This is a genomic window from Methylobacterium sp. J-026 (genome assembly GCF_022829585.1).
Lineage (GTDB): Bacteria > Pseudomonadota > Alphaproteobacteria > Rhizobiales > Beijerinckiaceae > Methylobacterium.
Map to the genome: position 1 here is coordinate 1 of NZ_JAKSYC010000050.1, position 17,543 is coordinate 17,543.

Here is a 17,543-nt window from a genome sequence, read left to right on the forward strand (position 1 = left end):
CCTACTCGGCCGAGCAGCTCGCCCAGGTGCTCTACGAGACGGCCAAGCGGCGCGGCCGGGCGGACTATGGTGCGGTCCTGGATTGACGGCCCCCGATCGGACGCCCGGAACCCGGATCGGAGCTGTTTTGGCCGGCCTGCCCCCCCCCGCGAGGGCGCCCGTCCCCCCCCCCCGCAGCGGCTCCGGGATTCCCACGCCCCGGGCTAACCCAACCTCATTGAAAGGGAGGCGCTTTCCCCCCCCCCTTGCGGGGAGGGGAAAGGGGTGGGGGTGGTGCAGACGGCACCGCACCGTTCGATCCTGCACCACCTGCAACGCCGCCCCGCAAGCGCGAGCGCTCCCGGGCCAGCCCGGGAGCGCCAGGGGCGGAGCGCGCGTCGCCCCGTGCAGCAGGAGATGTGTGAACATTCGGAGCCCGCAGAGGGGGGTGGGGGGGCGCATGGCCGTTCTGGACAGCCGGACCCGTCGGCCGGGCGAGGGATCACACCGCGAGCTGTGCATCCGCAAGCCCGCCCGGGACAGGCGGCGCTCGCCTCCTGCACCCACGGCATGACCGCGCCGCCGCCCCGTGGAGTTCCCGGAACAAGGTCCACCCGCTCGGGTTGATGCAGTGCAGCACGGCGACGGCGTCGCTGTGCGGCATGCCCTTCGTGGGCGTTTCCTCCCAAGACTTCGGACCGCTCCCTGAGGGCGGTCCTTTTTTTTGGCCTGCCGCGGTCAACGCGGCCCGCGCCGACACGTTCTCGGAAGACGCTTATTCGTCTTGGGACGCCGAGACCCGGCTCACGCGTCGAGGGCGAGCAGGGCGAAAGTCGCGAGCCAGTGCTCGCCCATGTAGTCGCCGGTCACGTGCGGGAGCCCGGCGGCGAGGTGGACTTCCGCGGCCGCCACGAGGAGCGGCCGGCGGGGGTCGGCCGGACCGAGGGCGGCGGCGAGCGCCCGGAAGCACCAGGCGCGGCTGAGGTTCAGGCCGTCGAGATGGGCGATCTTGCCGTCGCTGCGATCGGTGACCGCGGCGGGGCGGAACAGGGTGGCGGGCCGGCCCGCGGCGAGATCGGGCAGGAACCGGTCGAACCAGGGCCGGAACCGCTCCGGCGGCAGGAGGCGGCGCATGCACTCGGCCTCGATCAGCGTGGAGGACAGGAAGTCGTCCCCGCCCGGCTCGCCCCAGGCGGGACAATCCGCATCCGCCTCGTACCAGCGCTCCGCCTTCTGCTGCAGCAGGGCCCGGAGCGCCGCATCCCTCGCCCCCTCGGCGTAGTCGGTCGCGAGCCGCAGCGCGAAGGCAGTGTTGAAATGGGTCCCGACCCGCACGGGATAGGCGGCCAGGGGCAGGAAGTCCCGGAACCGCCGGACCACGATCCCGGCGAGCGGCGCCAGGGCCTCGGACCAGCGGGGCTCCGGCAGGCGGGCGAGCTCGTCGGCGAGCTTCAGGAGCCAGCCCCAGCCGTAGGGCCGCTCGAAGCCCCGGGCGGTCGGCTGGCGGAAATAGGCGCATTCCCCCGCGACCTTCCCGGGCGTCAGCTGCGCGTCGAACCGGGCGCGGATCGCCCCGGCCTCCCGGCCGTCCGGGAACGACCGCAGGATCCGGGCGAGCAGCCAGTAGGCGTGGACGCAGGAATGCCAATCGTAACTGCCGTGGAAGACCGGATGCAGGTCGACGGGGGTGCGGGCGTCCTCCGGCCCCGCCAGCACGTGCCCCGGCTTGTTCGGGTATGGGCGGGTGACGTGACCGAGGGCGACCGCCGCGAAACGGGCGGCCATGTCCGGGGTGAGTGCGGGCGCCATCGCGGGGCTCCGGTTCCGAGACCTAGGATACGCCACGGATGCCGGCTTCGCAGGACGTGGCTCGGCTCCCCGCTCCTGGAGGGCGAGGGTGAGGGGACGGGACTGTCCGGGACGAGCGCATCCCTCCCCCTCTGCGGGCTACCGGATTCCCACATCGATCTCCAGATCGTCCGCGGCTAGGGGGCCCGCTCCAGTGCGGCCACGCGCCCTCCCCCGCAGGGGCCGGCGGATTCACGGATCGCCTTCGGACCTTCTAGGCGGCGGCCTAGGGCATCGTCCCGAAACGTGGCCTCCGGCTCTCGGAAAAAGACGAGGCTGATCCGACAGCGAGCGCATCGTGCCGGTCCCGGTATCCGGTACGATGCGCTAGGCTCCGGTTCGTGCGTTGATGCGGGCATCCCCCCGCCCCGCCTGCGGGCAGACGGGACCCGCGCTGCGTCCGGAGATCGGTGAACATGATCGTCTCTGCAGGGACGCGCCCCTGCATTCGGCCGTAGCCCCCGGGATCCCAGCGGAGCCGGCCGGACCGGTTCGTCCCGGCCTGCCCCCTTGTGCAGGGCGCGTGCCGTGTCGGACCATGGCACCGGCACGCCGATCGGAACCGATTCGGGATGCCGGAGGGGGACGAGAATCATGACAGGATCCCGATCACGGTCTCGGCGGACCGCCCTGGCGACGCTGGCCGCCCTGGCGCCGCTCGTCCTCGGAATCCCCGCGCCCGGCCGGGTCCGCGCCGCCGAGAGGTCGGTCACCTTCGCCCACCAGGACATGGTGGTGCCGTTCCGGGCGCTGATGGCCTCGGGGGCGATCGAGAAGGCCACCGGCTATACGGTGACCTGGCGCAAGTTCGGCGGCGGCGGCGACGTGATCCGCGCCATGGCGTCGGGCAACGTCCAGATCGGGGAGGCGGGCTCGAGCCCGATCGCCGCGGCGGCCTCGCAGGGGCTCGACATCCAGCTGTTCTGGATCCTCGACGCGATCGCCGATGCCGAGCAGCTCGTCGCCCGCAACGGCAGCGGCATCAAAAGCGTGGCCGACCTGCGCGGCAAGACCGTGGCGGTGCCGTTCGTCTCGACGTCGCATTACCAGCTGATCGCCGCCCTGGCGGCGGCCGGGCTGAGCCAGAGGGACGTGACCATCCTCAACATGCGGCCGCCTGAGATCGCCGCCGCCTGGGAGCGCGGCGACATCGACGCGACCTTCATCTGGGATCCGGTGCTGGCCCGGGTGAAGAAGTCCGGCACGGTGGTGATCTCGGCCGGCGACATCGCCCGCCAGGGCAAGGCGACCTTCGACGGCCTCGTGGTGGACCGGGCCTGGGCGGCGCAGAACCGGGATTTCCTGGTCACGCTGGTGAAGCTGATCGCCGCCCAGGACGCCGCCTACGCGGCCAGGCCCTGGGCGCCCGATGCGCCGGAGGTGACGGCGGTGGCCCGGATCACCGGTTCGGCCCCCGCGGAGGTGCCGGCGAGCCTGGCGGCCTACCGCTTCCCGACCCTCGACGCGCAGGCCTCCCCGGCCTGGCTCGGCGGCGGCGCCGCCAAGGCCCTGACCGAGACCGCCGACTTCCTGAAGGCGCAGGGGCGGGTGCAGGCACTGGCGCCGGATTACGGCCGCTTCGTCACCGGGGATTACGTGGCGGCGGCTCGGAAATAGCCGGCGGCGCCTTCGGAGAGGCCCATGATCGAGATCCGCAACCTCAGCGTCCATTACGGGGAGGGCGAGGCCGGGATCGTCGCCCTGTCGCAGGTGAACCTGACGATCCGGCCCGGGGAGTTCGTGGTGGCGCTCGGCGCCTCCGGCTGCGGCAAAACCACCCTGCTCTCGGCCATTGCGGGCTTCCTCGAACCGACCGAGGGCAGCATCCTGCTGGACGGGGCGCCGGTCCGGGGGCCGGGGGCCGACAGGGGGGTGGTGTTCCAGCGCCACGCCCTGATGCCCTGGCTGGATGTCGCCGAGAACGTGGCCTTCGGCCCCAAGATGCGCGGCGTCCCCCGGGCGGAGCGGCGCCGGATCGCCCTGGACATGCTGGACCTCGTCGGCCTCGCCGAGTTCGCCGACCGGAAGGTCTACGAGCTCTCCGGCGGCATGCAGCAGCGGGTCGGCCTCGCCCGGGCGCTGGCCGGCGACCCGCGCGCCCTGCTGATGGACGAGCCGCTGGGCGCCCTCGACGCCTTCACCCGCGCGCAGGTCCAGGAGCTGATCCTCCGGATCTGGCACCGGACCGGCAAGATGGCCTTCTTCATCACCCACGACGTCGAGGAGGCGGTGTTCCTCGCCACCCGGCTCCTGATCATGAGCCCGCGCCCGGGCCGCATCGTCGAGGCGATCGACCTGCCGTTCTCGCGCGCGGTCGTGGCCGGGCGCGAGGCCCGCGCGGTCAAGTCGGATCCCGCCTTCATCGCCGTGCGCGAGCGCGTGCTCGGGCGGATCCATCACCGCTCCGAACCGGCCCCCGGGGCGCTCCGATGAGCGGCCGCCCCCGCGCCAGGTCGCGCCGCGGCGGGGCCCTGGTGCCGGTCGTCAGCGCCGCGACCGTCCTGGCCTGCCTCGGCCTCTGGGCGGCCGCGACCCGGAGCGGCTGGATCAAGCCGCTGTTCCTGCCGCCGCCCGAGGCGATCCTGACCGCCTTCGGGCAGGCCTGGACCGGCGAGCTCGACGGCGCCCCCCTGGGCATCCACGTCCGGGACAGCCTCCTGCGGGTGCTGGGCGCCTTCCTCCTGGCCGCCGCCGCCGGGATCCCGGCGGGGCTCGCCATGGGGACCAGCCGGATCGCCCGCGGCATCCTCGACCCGCTGATCGAGTTCTACCGGCCGCTGCCGCCTTTGGCCTACCTGCCGCTGATGATCATCTGGTTCGGGATCGGCGAGCTGTCGAAGGTGCTGCTGATCGTCCTCGCCTGCTTCGCCCCGGTGGCGCTGGCGACCCGCTCGGGGGTGCTTTCGGCCTCCGCCGACCAGATCAACGCGGCCCGCGCCCTCGGGGCGAGCCGCGGGCAGGTGCTCCGCTACGTGGTTCTGCCGGCGGCACTGCCGGAGATCCTGATCGGCCTGCGGATCGGCATGGGCGTGGGCTGGACCACCCTGGTGGCCGCCGAGATGGTGGCGGCCCAGGCCGGGCTTGGCCAGCTCGTCCTCAACGCCTCCAACTTCCTGCGCACCGACGTGGTGGTGATGGGAATCCTGCTGATCGGCCTGTTCGCGACCCTGTTCGAGTTCGCCCTGCGCCGGCTCGAACGCGCGCTGGTGCCCTGGAAGGGCAAACAGTAGCGTTACTGATCGACGGTGCTTCAAAAGGTCCGGGACCGTGTGCGGGTGCAGGATGGACCCCTGCCGCGTCTCAGGGGCGCCGCCCCCGGACCCCGCCAAAGGGCAGAGCCCTCCGGAAACCCAGGATCCGGCGCACGCTCATCAACCTGCTGCAAGAACCGCAGAAATCGCTGTCTCTGTCAGCTAATGGACTGACATTCGCCGGTCTGTAGGCTAAGCAGTTTCCGTCAGGAGGCCGCGATGACCATGCCAGCTCCTGCGCTGGCCGCGCAGGTTCCGTTCGCCAGTAATCTGCTGCTCCAGGCCCTGACTGAAAGCGACCGCGCGCGCGTCGCCCCGTATCTCCAGCCCGCCGCGTTCCTGCGCGGCGACATCCTGTTCCGTGTCGGCGACGACGTCTCGCACGTCACCTTTCCCCTGAGCCGGACCGTCATCACCTTCGTTCTGCCCCTGCGCGAGGGCAAATCGGTCGAGACCGCCACCGTCGGCCACGAGGGCGCGATCGGCGGCGTGGTCAGCCACGGCTACCTGCCCGCCTTCAGCCAGGCGGTGGTCCAGGTCGGCGGATCCGTCCTGCGCATCGAGGCGGAGCGCCTGAACGAGGCCAAGCAGGCGTCGCCCGCGATCCACGATCTCTTCGTGCGCTATGCCGATTGCCTGATCGCGCAATTGCTGCAATCGGTCGCCTGCAACGCGGTCCATCCGATCGAGCAGCGCTGCCTGCGCTGGCTGCTGACGATGCAGGATCGCCTGGGAACCGACGATCTGCCGGTCACGCACGAGATGCTCGCCGAGATGATGGGCGTGCGCCGCGCCTACCTGACCAAGGTGCTGGGCGAGATGCAGCGCGACGGGCTGATCCGCATCGGCCGCGGTCGGCTCAAGTTCATCGATCGCACCCGCGCCGAACGGGCCGCCTGCGAGTGCCACGCCAGCGTGCGGCGGCATTTCCAAGAGGTGCTGGGGGCCGTCTACGGGCGCTCGGGCGAGATCGTGGCGCTCGGCGCAGGGCGCCCGGGGAGCCTGCAGCCGCCCACCCTCGCGGCGTCCCTGAAGGCGGCGCCGTCTCCCAAGATCCCCGAGCCGTGATGCGCAAGCCCTCCGACATCCCGGCCGCGGCGGCCGACGCGCACCGGCTCGCGGCCCTCGAGCGCTACGGGATCCTCGATACGCCCCCCGAAGAGGGCTTCGACGACATCGTGCTGCTGGCGTCCCAGCTGTGTCGGGCGCCGGTGGCGCTGATCAGCCTCGTGACCGCCGACCGCCAGTGGTTCAAGGCGCGGATCGGGTTTCCGCTCTGCGCGACCGATCTGAACGCCTCGATCTGCGCCCACGCCCTGTCGGCGTCGGACCTGCTGGTCATCCCGGATCTCACGGCCGATCCCCGCACCCGGGCGAACCCGCTCGTCACGGGCGATCCCCATATCCGCTTCTATGCCGGTGCGCCGCTGCGCACGTCCGGGGCGGAGGTCATCGGCAGCCTGTGCGTCATCGATCTGGTGCCGCGGCCCGAGGGTCTGACGGCCGAGCAGGCCGCCAACCTGCGGGCGCTCGCCCGCCAGGTGATGAGCCAGCTCGAACTCAAGCGGGCCCTGGCCGGGCGCGACGCGCTGCTGGCCGATCAGGACGGGATGCAGCGCGCCCGCGACGCGCTCCACCGGGTCCAGGGCGCGATCTCGGAGGCCGAGGGCGACCTCGGCGTCATCCTGAACACCATCGTGGCCGGGGCCATGGAGGCGACGCCGGAGGCGGACGGCTGCGCCATCGAGCTGATCGCCGACGGGGAGCTGGAATACCGGGCGGTCGCCGGCACCCTGGACGCCTTCGCCGGACGGCGGGTCGCCCTCAAGGGAAGCCTGTCGGGCGCGTGCTTCCGGTCCGGCGCGCCGATGATGGTGTCGGACGTGCGGGGCGACAGGCGCGTCAACCAGGCCCTCGCCGCGCGGATGAAGCTGCGCGCGTGCGTGACCGTCCCGGTCTTCCGCGGCCGCCGGACCATCGGCGTGCTGAAGCTGCAATCGAGCCGGCCCGGCGCGTTCACCGAGATGAACCTGCAGGCGGCGCGCCTGTTCGCGGGCGCCGCCTCGACCGGTCTGACCGAGGCCCGCGAGGCCGCCGCCCAGCGCGCCATCCAGACGAGCGAGATCCGCTACCGGGCGATCTTCGAGAGCGCGACCGACTACGCCATCGTGGTGATGGATCTCGGCGGCCTGATCACGAACTGGAACGCGGGGGCCACGCGCATCCTCGGCTGGACGCCCGACGAGGTGATCGGCAAGCCGGCCGACATGTTCTTCACGGCCGCGGACCGCGCCGCGGCGATCCCGGCGCAGGAAATGCGCGGCGCCCTGACCGCGGGGCGGGGGGTCGACGAGCGCTGGCACCTGCGCAAGAGCGGCGAGCACTTCTGGGCCAACGGCGAGATGATGGCCCTGCGCGGGGATGCGGGCGGGGTCATCGGCTTCGTGAAGATCCTGCGCGACCGCACCGAGCAGCGCGTGGCGGGCGAGCGGCTGGCCGAGAGCGAGGCGCGCTACCGCTCCCTGTTCGAGACCATCGACGAGGGCTTCTGCGTCATCGAGTTCTTCGACGGGCCGGAGGGTCCGCTCAGCGACTATCGGCACGTCGAGGCCAACCCGGCCTACGCGCGCCAGACCGGCCTCGCGGACGTCGTCGGGCGGACGATCCGCGCGGTGGCCCCCGACGAGGCGGACGGTTGGGTGGCGCTCTACGGGGAGGTGCTGCGCACGGGGCAGCCGGTCCACGTGGAGCGCGCGTTCGGCCGCGCGGGCGGATACATCGAGGTCACCGCCAACCGGGTCGAGCCCGTCGAGCGGCGACAGGTGGCCATCCTGCTCAACAACATCACCGAGCGGGTCCGGGCCGCCGAGCATCAGGCGATCCTCAACCGGGAGCTCAGCCACCGGATGAAGAACACCCTGGCGATCGTCCAGGCCATCGCCACGCAGACCATGCGCAACGCGCCCGACATCGAGGCCGCCAAGGAGGCGCTCAGCGCGCGGCTGATCGCCCTCGGCAAGGCGCACGACATCCTGCTGACCGGACAGGGGGAGAGCGCCGACCTGCGCGCCGTCGTGGACGGGGCCCTGCAGCTGCACGAGGATCAGCAGCAGCGGCGGTTCCACCTGGACGGTCCGCCCCTGCGCATCAACGAGAAGGCGGCCCTGTCGCTGTCGCTGATGGTGCACGAGCTGGCGACCAACGCCATCAAGTACGGCGCCCTGAGCACGCCGCACGGGACGGTGCGGATCGATTGGTCGATCACGGGCGCCGCCGGGGCCGAGACCGTCCGATTGGGGTGGCGCGAGAGCGGCGGACCGCCGGTGGCCGCGCCGAGCCGGAAGGGATTCGGCTCACGCCTGATCGAACGGGGCCTGGCCGGCGCGGTCGGCGGCGCGGTTCGGCTGGGCTACCCGGTCGAGGGGGCGGTCTGCGAGCTGATCGCGCCCCTCAAAGGGTTCGAGGTTCCCGCGTAGGACCATGTCCCGCCGACCCCGACCCATGGTCGCGATCGGCGAGGTCCGGCGGGCGAAGGCCGCCGCGCCGTCGCGCGGGCGGGCCGGGGCAGCCCTCTGCCCTGCGGAGGGGCGCCGACGCCGGGGCGCCGGTACCCTGCGCCGAGGCAGGACGACGCGCGCCCGCCTCGGCCCTGAAAGAGGCTCAGGCGCCCTTCAGATTGCCGGCGCTCTCCTTGCCGCTGCGGCGGTCGGCCTCGACGTCGTAGGAGATCTTCTGCCCCTCGACGAGGTTGCGCATCCCGGCGCGCTCGACGGCCGAGATGTGGACGAACACGTCCTTGCCGCCGTCATCCGGCTGGATGAAGCCGTAACCCTTGGTCTCGTTGAACCACTTCACAGTACCTGTAGCCATAGGAATGTCCCGAACGTAGCCGGCATCGCTGAAACGGCGAGCCGCCCAGCTCGAACGGGGAACACAGCCAGCTGTTCCAAAAAAGCCGCTCAACCCGATCCGAGCCGGTCGCCCGGAGGGGCCTGACGCGGCCCGATTCGGATGCGGCGCGCCCGGCGCCGGGGACGGCCCCGGCACCGCGCAGGCGGATGTCCCCGACCGGACGGGCGTCCGCAATCCGGTCGCGCGCATCGTCCCGAACGGGGGCGGCCGGCCTTCGAAAAAGGGCGATGCGCATCGGTGCGCTCGTGACGGCGTGCCGATTCCGGTTCCTGGGACGATGCGCTACGCTCCCGATCAAGCGCACCAGACGCTGTTCGGGAGGACGACCATGACGAAGCTCGGCGGGACCGGCGCTTGCGCGCTCCTGTGTCTGATCGCGGGCGCGGCGCCCCCGGCCGCCGGGGAAACGCCCCCGGCCGCCAGCGAAGCGCCGGCCGTCTTCAGGCCCGCGCGGCCCGAGGGCTACTTCTTCGTCGGCGGCGGCTACGCGACCGTGGCCGGGAAGGAGGCCGCCGCCGGGCAGATGTTCGTCGCGTATCGGGCCCCCGCCACGGTCACCCAGCCCTATCCCGTCGTGATGGTGCACGGCACCGCGCAGACCGGCACCAACTTCCTCGGCACCCCCGACGGCCGTCCGGGCTGGGCCGCCCGCTTCGTCGAGAAGGGCTTCGTCGTCTACGTCGTCGATCAGGTCGGGCGGGGACGCTCCGGGCCGGATCCGGAGGCCTACGGCCCCTACGCGCGGATCACCCCGGGGGAGCTGGAGACCGTCTATACGGGGCAGGAGACCGCCGGGCTCTATCCCGAGGCGAAACTGCACATGCAATGGCCGGGGGGACCGGGTGTCCGCGGCAATGCCGCCTTCGATCAGTTCTACCTCTCGCAGGTGCCCTACATCGCCAGCGGGGTCCGGACCGAGGAACTCGTCGACCCGGCGCTGGTCGCCCTCCTGGAGAAGATCGGGCCCGCGATCCTGCTGACGCACTCGCAGGCCGGCGTGTTCGGCTGGGCGGTGTCGGACCAGCGCCCCGACCTCGTGAAGGCCCATGTCGCCGTGGAGCCGAACGGACCGACGTTCTACGACATCCGCTTCAAGGGCGGCGCCGACTGGTACGAGCGCGTCGGCGAGGCGCGGGCCCGGCCCTACGGTCTCACCCGGGTGCCGCTGCATTTCGAGCCGCCGGTGGCGACGCCCGCCGACCTGACCGTGGCCCAGGCCGACAAGCCGCTGCGGGAGGGCCAGATCCGCTGCTGGCTTCAGGCCGAACCGGCGCGCAAGCTCCCGAACCTCGCCCGGGTGCCCGCGGTGATCGTCACCGGCGAGGCCTCGTTCCGGGCCACCATGGACGATTGCACCGGCGCCTTCCTGGACCAGGCCGGGGCCAAGCCCGACCGGTTGAGGCTGGCCGAGCACGGCATCCACGGCAACGGCCACATGATGATGCTGGAGGCGAACAACGCTCAGGTCGCCGATGCGATCATCGCCTGGATCGAAGCGACGACGCGCGCCGCGCCGCGGTGAAGGACCCGAGAGCCATAGCGCCACAGGGCTGGAGCGATCGGACCGACAGCCCGTTGCCGGTTCACGTCCGCACCCGCGGGCGAGCGAGGTTTAGCGGTGGCGGAACAACTCTCCGGGCAGGACGGCCGGCAAGGCAAGCGCGGCAAGCCGGCGCTCTACGTCCTCATTGTCAGCGTCGGCCTGATGCTGGCCGCGTTCGCTGGGCTGATGGTCTGGCAGGGCGGAAGCGCGCCGCCCGATTACGCGAGCCAGAGCCAGGCCGCATCGCGCAAGCAGATCACGGGAACCGAGAGCGGTCAGGGCGGCGCGACGTCGTCGTCCAACAGCACCGCCGTCCCGGGCGGCAACCCGTCCTATCCGCAGCCGGCGGCCCGCAGCGCCAATCCGTAGGGGGACGCCGTGGCCGACCGCACATCCGATCCGACCCGCCTGCTGATCGTCTACTACTCGCGCAGCGGCAGCGTCGAACGCCTCGCGGGTGCCGCCGCCGAGGCCGCCCGGGAGGCGGGCGCGGAGGTCCGGATGCGCCGGCCCCGCGAGGTCGTCGACGCCGCCGCCATGGCGAAGGTCGAGGGCTGGACCGAGGGCGCGGCCCGGCAGAACGCCCTGTACGCGGCGCCCTCGCACGACGACGCGGAATGGGCCGACGCGATCCTGTTCGGCACGCCCTGCTATTTCGGCGCCATGGCGACCGAGCTGAAGAACTTCGTCGACCAGCTCGGTCCGCAGTGGAAGCGGGGCGCCCTGGCGGGCAAGGTCGGCGGCGCCTTCGCGACGGCGTCCTGGCCCCATGGCGGCTCCGAGGTCGTCACGCTCGCGCTGTATGCCCCGATGGCGCATCTGGGCATGGTGATCCTGCCGACCGGCTACACCGATCCCGCGATGCTCGAAGCGGGCTCACCCTATGGGGCGTCCGCGATCGTCGGGGCGGAGAACCGGCCGCCGCGGACGGAGGATCTCGACGCGGCGCGCCATCAGGGCCGGCGGATGGTGGCCATCGCCGGCGCCCTGATCGCGGCCGGCGAGATGCCGAGCCGGAGGAAGGCCGCGGCCGTGGCGGGATGACCCCCGGCGGCCCGGCTCGGTGCGGCTGGGCCGCGCGCTCACCGGTAGACGGTGCAGCTGTTGACGTCGCCGGTCGGCAGGACCTCGCAATCGGTGACCGGCGGGAGGATGCCGTCATCCGTGAGGCTCGGGCCGGCGGCCTGGCTGGTCGGTGGCGCCGTCAGCATGACGGTGCCGAACGCCAGGCCGGCGGCGGCGAGGGCGAGAACGAAAAGCCCGAGGTTGCGCCGGAGCGCGGGGAGCAGGGCAGCGGCCATCGGTATTCTCCCGAGCGGCGCGGGGGGCGCCGGTGGGAAGGCTAGAGCCCGCCCGCCGGCGGTGCATCCCGCGAATGGAGGACCGCACCGCGCGCGGCCGGGCGGGGGCGGTCCGGTGCAGGGGCGAGTCCTAGGCGGCCCGCACCCACACCGCGGTGTCGTGGAAGGCGGCGCCACCGTTGGGCGCCGCCGGCGCGGCGCCGATCAGCGCGTTGATCCCCTGGCCGCCGCCGAACGCCGCGCTCGGCCACAGCCCCTCGACCACGACGACGCCCCGCTGCTGCCCCTCGGCGAGGTGGGCGTGCAGCCGCACCCGGCCGCGGTCGTTCCCGATCTCCACCGCATCGCCGGTGCCGATCCCGAGCCGGGCCCCGTCCGCCGGATGAATCAGGCAGGTCGGCCGCCCCTCGCGGCGGAGCGACTCGGGCTGGTTGTTGAAGGTCGTGTTCAGGAACTGGCGGGCCGGCGGGGCGATCATGCGGAACGGGTGCTCCGCCGCAGCCGGCTCGGCCACCGGCCAATGGTCGGGCAGGCCCGGCATCCCGGCCGCGCGGGGGCCGAGCGACGCCCAATCGGGGGCGAAGCGGAAGCGCCCGTCCGGATGGCCGAACCCGTTCAGGAAGTGGCTCTCGGCGAAGTCCGGCTGCGCGTCGATCCAGCCCGCGGCCTCCAGCCGGTCGAGGCCGCCCCAGCCCGAGCGGGCCAGGGTGGCGTCGGCCAGTTCCCGGGCGCTCAGGCGGAAGCCCGCATGGTCGGCGCCGAGGCGGCCGGCGAGGGCCCCGAGCAGCGCGTGGTTCGACCGGCATTCCCCCGGCGGCTCCAGGATCGCGGGCCCCGCCTGGATGTGGCTGTGGCCGCCGGCCCCGTAGATGTCGTCGTGCTCCAGGAAGGTGGTGGCCGGCAGCACGATATCGGCGAGGGCGGCGGTCTCGGTCATGAACTGCTCATGGACCGCCACGAACACGTCCGGCCGCGCCAGGCCGGCGCGCACCCGGGTGCTGTCGGGGGCGGAGACGGCGGGATTGGCCGACTGGATCAGCATGGCGCGGACCGGCGGCCCGCCCTGCAGGGCGTCGGGATCGTCGGCGAGCACGGCGCCGATCCGGCTCATGTCGAGGGCACGCACCCCCGGCGCCCTGGCGTCGAGCCCCTCCGTCAAGGTCTTGTCCCAGTTGAAGATCGCCGCGTGCTGCCAGAGGGCGCCGCCGCCCTCGTGCTGCCAGGCGCCGGTGACGGTCGGCAGGCAGGTGACCGCGTGGAGATTGACGGCGCCGTTGCGGGTGCGGGTGAAGCCGAAGCCGCAGCGGATGTAGCTGCGCGCCGTCGTGCCGTAGAGGGTCGCGAAAGCCTCGATCGAAGCGGGGTCGAGGCCGGTGATCGCCGCCGCCCAGTCCGGGGTGCGCGCCGCGAGATGGGCCTCCAGCGCCGCCGTGTCCTCGGCGTGCGCGGCGAGATAGGCCCGGTCCGCGTGGCCGTCGCGGAACAGGACGTGGAGGACGGCGCAGGCCAGGGCCCCGTCGGTGCCCGGCCGGGGCGCGAGGTGCAGGTCGGCCGCCGCCGCGGTGCCGGTCCGGTAGGGGTCGATCACCACCAGCTTGGCGCCCCGCGTCTTCCGGGCACGGCTGATATGGCCCATCGCGTTAACCTGGGTGCTCACCGGGTTGCCGCCCCAGACCACGATCAGGTCGGAGAGCGCCATCTCGCGGGGATCCGGCCCGGCGATCCGGCCGACCCCGGCGCTCCAGCCGGCGGTCGCCACCGCCGTGCAGATGGTGCGCGCGCGCCGGGAGTAGCCCATCACGTGCGTCAGGCGGTGGATGCCGTCGCGCTGGACGAGGCCCATGGTCCCGCCCGAATTGTACGGCCAGACCGCCTCCGGGCCCCAGCGCTCCGCCGCCTCCGAGAAGGACGCGGCCACCCGGTCGAGGGCCGCGTCCCAGGCGATCCGCCGCCATTGTCCGCCGCCCTTCGGGCCGACCCGCTCCAGCGGGTAGAGGATCCGGTCCGGGTGGTGGACGCGCGCCCCGTAGCGGCTGACCTTCGCGCAGATCACCCCCGCCGTGTAGGGGTTGTCGCCCCCGCGGACCGAGACGACGCGGCCGTCCGCCACCTGCACGTCGAGGCTGCAGGCGGAGGGGCAATCGTGTGGGCAGACGGTGCGGACCAAGCGACGAACTCCCGTGGCGCCGGCCAGGATGATGCAAAGGCCGTGCGTTTTTGAGGCGCCGGCGCGGGCGGACGGGGTCCTGGAGGCTTCCGGGGATCGTGCAATCGGCCCCGTTCGCGCCGATCTGACTCGCGCGACGGTGATGCCGGCTTCGCGGAACGAGGTCCGGGCCGCCGCTGCCGTGCGGGCTCGCGGATTCAGAGATCGCGTTCGAGATCGTCGTCGGGTTGATGGGTAGGCCGTCCGAAACGGCCACACGCCCTCCCTCCCTGCTCTGCGGGGTTCCCGGATTCACACGCCTCAGGCTGACCCCAACATCTTGAGAGGAAGGCGCTTTTCCCCTCCCCGCAGGCGCGAGCGATCCCCGGCAAGCCCGGGATCGCCAGGGGAGGAGCGCGCGTCGCCCCTTGCAGGAGGCGATACGTGAACATCGGAGCCCACGGGGGGGAGACGCCCGGGGCCGGCCATTGCCTTCCTTCGGCGGCGATCTGTCTATTCAGGCGGCCCGGATGTTGGCCAGGAAGCGGCCGATCTCGGCGGTGAGGTACTCGGACTGGCGCGACAGCTCCGAGGCGGCGTCGAGGACCTGGCCCGCCGCCGCCCCGGTTTCCTCCGCCGCTCCGGCCACGCCCGCGATGTTGCTGGTCACCGCGCCGGTGCCCTGGGCGGCCTGGCCGACGTTGCGCACGATCTCCTGCGTGGCCGCGCCCTGCTCCTCCACCGCCGCCGCGATCGAGGTCGCCACGGTGTCGATCTCGCGGATGCGCACGGTGATCGTGCGGATCGCGGTGACCGCCTGACCCGTGGACGCCTGGACCCGGCCGATCTGACCGGAGATCTCCCCGGTGGCCTTGGCGGTCTGCTCGGCCAGCGCCTTCACCTCCGAGGCGACCACCGCGAAGCCCCGGCCCGCCGCGCCGGCGCGGGCCGCCTCGATCGTGGCGGTGAGCGCCAGCAGGTTGGTCTGCCCGGCGATCCCCGAGATCGTCGTCACCGCCGCGCCGATCTGCTCGGCGGCCGCGCGCAGGCTCGCCATGGCGGCGTTGGTCGCCTCGGCCTCGTGGGCGGCCTGACCGGCCACCGCGTTGGAGCGCACCACCTGCCGCTCGATCTCCTGGAGCGAGGACACCATCTCTTCGGCCGCCGCCGCCACCGTCTGGACGTTGGACGCGGTCTGCTCGGCGGCACTGCTGGAGGCGACCGCCTGGCTGCTGGTGTCGTCGGCGACCCGGGTCATCGCGCGGGCCGTGGCGTCGAGCTCGGTGGTGGCTGCGGTGACGATCTCCAGCGCGCCGGACATGGTCTGCTCGAAGCCGCGGACCAGGGCCTCCCGCCGCTCGATCCGGTTCTGGCGGGCCTCCTGCTCGGCGGCCTGGGCGGCCTCCAGCTCGGCCCGGGCGATGGCGTTCTGCCGGAACACGTCCACGGCCTTGGCCATGGCGCCGATCTCGCCCGCAGCATCCTGCGACGGCACCGCCACGGCGGTGTCGCCGTTCGCCAGGCGCGCCATCGCGTCCCGCATGCCGTCGATCGGCCGGATGATGCTGCGCCCGATCACGGACGCCAGCGCGATGCCGACGACGAGGGCCAATGCGCCCAGGCCGACCTCGATGCGCCAGGTGCGCAGGGCCATGTCGGCGGTGCTCGCCTTGATCCGCTCGACCGATTGCAGGATCCGCCCGCGCAGGGCGGTGCAAGCCTTCTCGATGGCGTCGATGTGCGGCTTGATGCCGGTCTCCAGCGTCGCCTTCGTGGCGATGTTCGCCTTGTAGAAGACGTCCAATTCGGTGGCGTAGTCGGCGAGCGCGGTCTCGAGGGCGTCGATCCGCTCGGCGAAGGCCCCGGCGCCCGCCCCGTTCCTGAAGGTCTGGATCGCGGTCCGGGCCTGCTCGACCTGCGCCAGGAACTTCGTCCGATCCTCGGGCTCGACGGCGATCAGATACCGGGCGCCCGCGAGGCGGACCCTCAGAACCGCCGTCTCGACGTCCTGAGCGTGCAGCAGCGTTCCCTGGTCGGCCCGCCCACGGATCTCGACGCTCATGGCCGCCAGCAGGCTGGTGAGGGAGCCTCCCGATCTGAACATGCTCCGTCTGGCGTCGAGCAGCTGGGTCCCCCCCGCCACGAGATAGTCCAGCTGCGGCTTCAGCGCGATGGCGCCCTCGACGATCCGCCGATGCAGGTCGCGCCCTTCCTCCGTCCGGACGAGCGCCATCCGTCTCGTGGATATCGCCTCGATCTGCCGCCGCGCCTCCTCCATGGTGGCGATCTGCTCGGGACCCGGTGCCACCCGGTAATACGCGGCCTGGGCGGAGAGCCGCGCGGAGAGTCCGTCCAGGATGAGAATCTCCTGAGCGCCCTGCTCGATGGCGCTCCCTGTCTCGTACTCCAGATTGATCACGCCCTGCTGATAGATGGAGAACAGAATGACGATGGCGTTCATCGCCACGAGGAGAACAAATCCGCCGTAGAGACGGCCACGAATTCCGATCTTCACAGGAGTACGACCTTCGCAAATGCGATTGCCACAACGGCCATCTGCGACAGAAAGGTAATATATCGTGACATAAGGATAACAAAACCCGCGATAAACCTAGGATTTATTACCTACCAGTACAGTGCATTGGCAAAGATTATTATTACAATAAAAATTTCAATCCGAACTCAGCGCAATCGAAACCGCGATACCGTCACCGAAGATACTGCGTTCATCGTTGCGCACAGACATGCCCGAAGCGTCCCGGCCTTCGGCTGACAACACCTGAGCGTTGCAGAGATCACGGGACTGCGAGATCGCGGTCACGGCGTCCTTCGACTGCGCGACAGCCCGTCGTACCGGACCACAGCATCGCCCCGTCGCCGCGCGATACCGAACCGGGATCGGTCGATCAGTTTCGGGGTTCGACGAGATCTGTCCTGGACCCGGCCCGCGCGACGCCGATCCGGCCCCGCGGCGACCGAGGCGGGCGCGCACCGATTCGCCCGGTGCGGCCGTCCATCGACCGTGTGCGCCGCGCAGAATCTCGATCGGGTCGGCGGGTCAGGCGGCGCGGTCGGCCAGCGCTTCGCGCATCAGGGACGCCACCATCCCGTTCTGGAACTGGTCGCGCCGGACGCGCAGCGCGTCGGGGACCTGGGCGGGGGTCTCCGTCTCCGGAGCATCGAGGGAATCGCCGGCCACGACGATACGCAGGCCCGGGCGCAGGCTCCGCGCCTCGACGGCCAGCTGTGTGCAGCACAGGCCGCCCTGCAGCCCCGAATCCACCACCATCACGTCCACCGGCAGCCCGAGGGCCAGCACCGTCATGGCGTCGACCCCCCGATCGCAGGCGGTGACCTGATAACCCAGCAGGCGGACCTGGGCGGCCGCCTCGTCCCGCCAGCGCTTGTGGCGGCCGACCACCAGAACCTGGATCCGGTAGCATCCGCCCTGGGGCATCGTGCCGGAGGCAGTCCCGACGTCGGCTGTGGACATTCCGCACTCGACTTCGCACTGGCTTTGCAACGCACCATGCTATGCCGGGAGGCGAGCCCGACGCAAGCCT

15 protein-coding genes are annotated in these 17,543 nt (G+C 72.1%); 8 read left to right on the plus strand and 7 right to left on the minus strand.

From position 1 onward, the window contains the following. Positions 1–783: 783 nt before the first annotated feature. Positions 784–1,788 carry a DUF2891 domain-containing protein gene (locus MKK69_RS03140; protein WP_243965380.1) on the minus strand — a complete coding sequence of 335 codons (1,005 nt, stop codon included), beginning with the start codon at positions 1,786–1,788 and terminating at the stop codon, positions 784–786. A gap of 633 nt (positions 1,789–2,421) precedes the next feature. Here MKK69_RS03140 and tauA point away from each other — a divergent pair. The 5 genes from tauA (at position 2,422) to MKK69_RS03165 (ending at position 8,554) form a co-directional block, all read left to right on the plus strand. Then, complete coding sequence (gene tauA / locus MKK69_RS03145) at positions 2,422–3,444, plus strand: taurine ABC transporter substrate-binding protein (RefSeq protein ID WP_243965381.1); 1,023 nt, start codon at positions 2,422–2,424, stop codon at positions 3,442–3,444. Between the two features lie 24 nt (positions 3,445–3,468). Next, positions 3,469–4,260: a taurine ABC transporter ATP-binding protein gene (locus MKK69_RS03150; RefSeq protein ID WP_243965382.1), complete on the plus strand. Its 792-nt coding sequence runs from the start codon at positions 3,469–3,471 to the stop codon at positions 4,258–4,260. Further along, positions 4,257–5,057 (plus strand): ABC transporter permease subunit, encoded by an 801-nt coding sequence (locus MKK69_RS03155; protein ID WP_243965385.1) that lies wholly within the window; start codon positions 4,257–4,259, stop codon positions 5,055–5,057. The genes MKK69_RS03150 and MKK69_RS03155 overlap by 4 nt, the downstream gene beginning before the upstream one ends. Positions 5,058–5,297: 240 nt before the next feature. Continuing rightward, positions 5,298–6,146 carry a Crp/Fnr family transcriptional regulator gene (locus MKK69_RS03160; protein ID WP_409564769.1) on the plus strand — a complete coding sequence of 283 codons (849 nt, stop codon included), beginning with the start codon at positions 5,298–5,300 and terminating at the stop codon, positions 6,144–6,146. Further along, positions 6,146–8,554 carry a GAF domain-containing protein gene (locus MKK69_RS03165; RefSeq protein ID WP_243965386.1) on the plus strand — a complete coding sequence of 803 codons (2,409 nt, stop codon included), beginning with the start codon at positions 6,146–6,148 and terminating at the stop codon, positions 8,552–8,554. The genes MKK69_RS03160 and MKK69_RS03165 overlap by 1 nt, the downstream gene beginning before the upstream one ends. Positions 8,555–8,738: 184 nt before the next feature. Here the strand turns inward: MKK69_RS03165 and MKK69_RS03170 are convergent, their stop codons facing one another. Further along, positions 8,739–8,948 (minus strand): cold-shock protein, encoded by a 210-nt coding sequence (locus tag MKK69_RS03170; RefSeq protein WP_243965387.1) that lies wholly within the window; start codon positions 8,946–8,948, stop codon positions 8,739–8,741. A gap of 370 nt (positions 8,949–9,318) precedes the next feature. Between MKK69_RS03170 and MKK69_RS03175 the strand changes: the two genes are divergently transcribed. The 3 genes from MKK69_RS03175 to wrbA all read left to right on the plus strand — a co-directional run bounded on the left by MKK69_RS03175 (position 9,319) and on the right by wrbA (position 11,577). Beyond that, entirely contained in the window at positions 9,319–10,512 is a 1,194-nt protein-coding gene (locus MKK69_RS03175; RefSeq protein ID WP_243965390.1) for an alpha/beta hydrolase, read from the plus strand. A 96-nt stretch (positions 10,513–10,608) separates the two neighbouring features. Beyond that, entirely contained in the window at positions 10,609–10,902 is a 294-nt protein-coding gene (locus tag MKK69_RS03180) for a hypothetical protein (protein ID WP_243965392.1), read from the plus strand. Positions 10,903–10,911: 9 nt separating this feature from the next. Continuing rightward, positions 10,912–11,577 (plus strand): NAD(P)H:quinone oxidoreductase, encoded by a 666-nt coding sequence (gene wrbA, locus MKK69_RS03185; RefSeq protein ID WP_243965394.1) that lies wholly within the window; start codon positions 10,912–10,914, stop codon positions 11,575–11,577. A gap of 38 nt (positions 11,578–11,615) precedes the next feature. On the opposite strand, the gene MKK69_RS03190 is transcribed toward wrbA, so the two are convergent. The 5 genes from MKK69_RS03190 to MKK69_RS03210 all read right to left on the minus strand — a co-directional run bounded on the left by MKK69_RS03190 (position 11,616) and on the right by MKK69_RS03210 (position 17,473). Continuing rightward, positions 11,616–11,834, minus strand: coding sequence for a hypothetical protein (locus MKK69_RS03190; RefSeq protein ID WP_243965396.1), 219 nt, complete (start codon positions 11,832–11,834; stop codon positions 11,616–11,618). A 130-nt stretch (positions 11,835–11,964) separates the two neighbouring features. After that, positions 11,965–14,001, minus strand: a complete 2,037-nt coding sequence (locus MKK69_RS03195) for a molybdopterin-dependent oxidoreductase (protein WP_243965398.1) — start codon at positions 13,999–14,001, stop codon at positions 11,965–11,967. A gap of 496 nt (positions 14,002–14,497) precedes the next feature. Further along, positions 14,498–16,495: a methyl-accepting chemotaxis protein gene (locus MKK69_RS03200; RefSeq protein ID WP_243965400.1), complete on the minus strand. Its 1,998-nt coding sequence runs from the start codon at positions 16,493–16,495 to the stop codon at positions 14,498–14,500. A gap of 156 nt (positions 16,496–16,651) precedes the next feature. Further along, positions 16,652–16,801, minus strand: coding sequence for a hypothetical protein (locus tag MKK69_RS03205; RefSeq protein WP_243965401.1), 150 nt, complete (start codon positions 16,799–16,801; stop codon positions 16,652–16,654). 237 nt (positions 16,802–17,038) lie between these two features. Continuing rightward, positions 17,039–17,473, minus strand: a complete 435-nt coding sequence (locus tag MKK69_RS03210; protein ID WP_243965402.1) for a histidine kinase — start codon at positions 17,471–17,473, stop codon at positions 17,039–17,041. Between the last annotated feature and the right edge of the window lie 70 nt (positions 17,474–17,543).